Consider the following 2,431-nt stretch of genomic DNA (forward strand, 5'->3'; position numbering starts at 1 on the left):
GACTCCTGCCGACCTGCTTCGATCTGTATCGCTACAGAGGACAGAACCAAATGCACAAAACAAGCTCACTCATGGTTCATCTGGATGAGGAGTCCAACGCGATGCTCACTGCCGCAGCCGAACTTCGCCGAATCAGCGTTAGCGATTACGTCCGTAGTGTGGTCGTGGGGCAAGCCGAGCGTGAATTGGCGACTGCCGAGTCACACACAATCGGCATGACTCCCGATGAACAATTGGAGTTCTGGAATGCGTTTTCGAAGCCTCCCAAGCTGACCAAAGCTCAAGAAGATCTCGGGACGATGATGCGGGGAGATTCGTGACCTCCGACGTCTAACCCAATGGCTGGCGAATGGAGTTGCTCAGCAAAACACACAACCGACAAGGTTTCAGTTCCGGACAAGAACAAGTCGACAGGTGGCTCAAAAGGTCAGCGCATCAGAGCCAAAGAAACATCTCAGCTCGACCAAGGTCTTGCTTGATGGCGACAACCAAGTTGTCGGCTACGACACGCTAGCGACTTCGCAAGTCGACTTTTCGGATCTCCCCACTGAGTTACCCAGGTCGCTCCCTCAGCGGCAGTTGCGGCAGCATCGCCGCTTCATTCCGGTACAGATAGCTCGCTACACGGTACCGGACAACCATTTTCACTCTTCTCATCGGGCACCCCCGCCCATCTCCTCCTCTCCCGCCCCCCACCAGCCCCAAAACCCGCTACACTTCTGCCGGTGCGTTTTTTGAAGCGCAGGATCCATTGGAGCAAACAGAGGAATCATGAAAACTCGGGGGCTGGGTTATTGGTGAATAATCATGGGCACACCGCGACATCGGTAAATCGTACGCACGCTCGCGCCTATCCGGAGTCACGAGACACCCGAGACGCTCCCGGCAGGGTGCAGCGTCAGCGAGAGTATTCAACCAGGATCGGGCCGTGCCGTTGCTCTCACACAGCCAGTATGATCGCGAGAGCCGGCCGTCGATCCCATCACTGCTATTGTCACGAAAGAGTAGCACCATCCAACTCATTCACCGCCCCTGGATCCGCGTCGGAACGTTCCCCGACCACCAAAGAGAAGAACATGCCATTCTCAGGTGCATCTAGTTGGCAAATCGGTACCGGACACCTTTTTCAACCGGGGAGCCTTGCTTCAACGAATGAACGCTGGAAAAATTTGGAACATCAAACGTTGGTGGCACCTTCGGAAGGATGATGGGGCGAAGACATCTGTTGAAACGGATGACTTGCGTCAGTTCAAAGCGTGCTGCCTGCTCGGTGCGGGCGGCATGGGAAAGACGGTCGAACTAGAAAGACTGGCCAGTGGTTTGCCGGGCGTTCGCGTGCATCGGCTTGCAGACGAAGGAACTTCGTCATCTGATTTGGCCAACTCGCTGAAAGACATTTCAGACGGTGCCCAACCCGGCGAGACAATCCTGCTGGATTCTCTGGACGAGGCACTGATCCCTATTCGTAATGCAGGAACTGCAATTACGAAATGGCTCAGGAACGAGAAACTTGCAGAGCGAGGGATCAACCTCTGCATCAGCTGTCGTCCGGGAGTTTGGCCTCCATTTGTGGAGGACGCGATTCGTACGGAGTTCGGAAACGATGCTACCGCCATCGCAACATTGACGCCTTTGGACTATGTGGCGGTCGAAGCCGTCCTTGAGGCAGAAGCGATTGATCGAGCGGCTTTCTCAAACGCTGTATCCGTATCTGGGTCCGATGCTCTCGCTGAGTGTCCGCTCACATTGAAAATGTTGATTCGGATTTTTGCGAGTGAGGGAGATCTACCGAAACGCAAAACGGATGTTTTCAAGAAGGCCGTTCGGCTGATGGTTATGGAAGATGACGAGCGTCGTGACCGAGGACATGTGCCGGACATTAATTTCGATCGAATCCGTGCATGCGCTGAGGCGATTGCGTGCTGCTTACTCACCAGCGGTTTGCGCGGCGTCTCACAATCGAGCGAACCGGTCGCGGCCATGCTGGACTGGGAAGAAGTTGACTCGGATAACATGCGGACAATCGGCGTTGATCAGACATCACTGAATGCACTGAGTGGATCGGCGCTGAGCGTTTCGGATCAGCCGAGAACCTTTCGTTTCGTCCATCAACAAATTGCGGAGTATCTTGCCGCCTGTCGCATCTCAAAGCTCCCGCTTCATCAGATCATTTCGCTTCTTGCCTCGGAGGAGCAGGGAGTTCTGGTCATCCGCGGAACGCTGCTTGAAGTTGCTGCGTTCACCGCGTCGCTAAATGCCGATTTCCAGGTTTGGCTGAGCGACAATGACCCTGTCTTAGTCGCTCATTCCGACGTCGCCAACGACGAATTGAAAAAGACTGTGGTCCATGGCCTTGCGGATCGGTTTAGAAATCAGCTCCTGACGGATGCGCAGCTCTACCGCTCGGAAATCCGACTTGAAACGCTCCAAT

2 protein-coding genes are annotated in these 2,431 nt (G+C 54.8%); both read left to right on the top strand.

The features are described from left to right. On the top strand, window positions 1–320 hold a 320-nt coding region (locus tag B2R17_RS02940; protein WP_286762777.1), incomplete at its 5' end, for a DUF1778 domain-containing protein. 1,054 nt (window positions 321–1,374) lie between these two features. Then, the coding region (locus B2R17_RS02945; RefSeq protein WP_286762778.1) for an NACHT domain-containing protein at window positions 1,375–2,431 on the top strand (1,057 nt) is incomplete at its 3' end.

The organism is Rhodopirellula sp. UBA1907 (assembly GCF_002337565.1).
Classification (GTDB): Bacteria; Planctomycetota; Planctomycetia; order Pirellulales; family Pirellulaceae; genus Rhodopirellula; species Rhodopirellula europaea.